Source organism: Paraburkholderia rhizosphaerae, from assembly GCF_004366595.1.
Lineage (GTDB): Bacteria > Pseudomonadota > Gammaproteobacteria > Burkholderiales > Burkholderiaceae > Paraburkholderia > Paraburkholderia rhizosphaerae.
In genome coordinates, this window is sequence record NZ_SORE01000077.1 from 1 (window position 1) to 1,077 (window position 1,077).

The following is a 1,077-nucleotide window of genomic DNA, read 5'->3' on the forward strand; positions in this document are numbered from 1 at the left end:
TCGCTGGTGCTGTTCAGCGAGGAACTGCTCGCGTTGCTGACCGCGGGCCTGTCGATTGTCGAAGGGCTCGAGGCGCTGCTCGAACGCGAAGGCAGCGGCCGGCTGCGCGGTGTGCTCGAACGGTTGTTGTCGGGGCTGCGCGAAGGCAAGCGTTTCTCCAGTCTGCTCGCCGAGCAGCCGGATGTGTTTCCGCCGCTTTACGTCGGTATCGTGCGCGCCGCGGAAGGCACCAGCGATCTGCCGCGCTCGCTGCAGCGCTATATCGACTATCAGTCGCGTATCGATCAGGTGCGCAACAAGCTGGTCAGCGCGGCGATCTATCCGTGCATTCTGCTGGTGGTCGGCGGCGGCGTGGCCGCGTTTCTGATTGCGTTCGTGGTGCCGCGCTTCGCGACCATTTATGAAGGAACGGGCCGTTCGTTGCCGTGGATGTCGCAGGTGCTGCTCGACTGGGGCAAGTTCGCCGCCGGCCATGGTCTGGCGCTCGCGGCTGCGGTGTGCGCGACGGTGTTTCTGGGCGGCACGGTGCTGCGCGCGGCGATCGCGAAGTCGGGTCTGACGAGCCTGCTCGCACGCATTCCGGTGATCGGCCCGCATCTGCGCATCTACCAGCTGTCGCGGCTTTATATGACGCTCGGCATGCTGCTCGAAGGCGGCATTCCGATCGTGCCGGCGATGGAGACCGCGGGCGGCACGATTTCACCGGCGCTGCGCGATCGCCTGATGCAGGCGCGCGTCGCGGTGCAGTCCGGTACGAACCTGTCTGCTGCGTTCGACAGGGAAGGGCTTACGACGCCGATCTCGCTGCGCATGCTGCGTGTCGGCGAGCGTTCAGGCGAACTCGGCGACATGCTGAACAAGTCGGCCGCGTTCTATGACGGCGAGATCAGCCGGTGGATCGACCGCTTCACGCGAATGTTCGAACCGTTGCTGATGTCGGCGATCGGGCTGGTGGTCGGCACGATCGTGATCCTGCTGTATATGCCGATTTTCGATCTCGCGGAGAGTTTGTCATGAGCGTGCCGGCAACTGAACTGCCGATGATGGCGGATGAGACGGATGAGACGGATGAGACGG

General features: G+C 64.4%; 1 protein-coding gene. It reads left to right on the plus strand.

Features of this window, described 5'->3' with window-relative positions:
* On the plus strand, positions 1–1,017 hold a 1,017-nt coding region (locus BX592_RS33640; protein ID WP_134197638.1), incomplete at its 5' end, for a type II secretion system F family protein.
* Positions 1,018–1,077 lie beyond the last annotated feature (60 nt).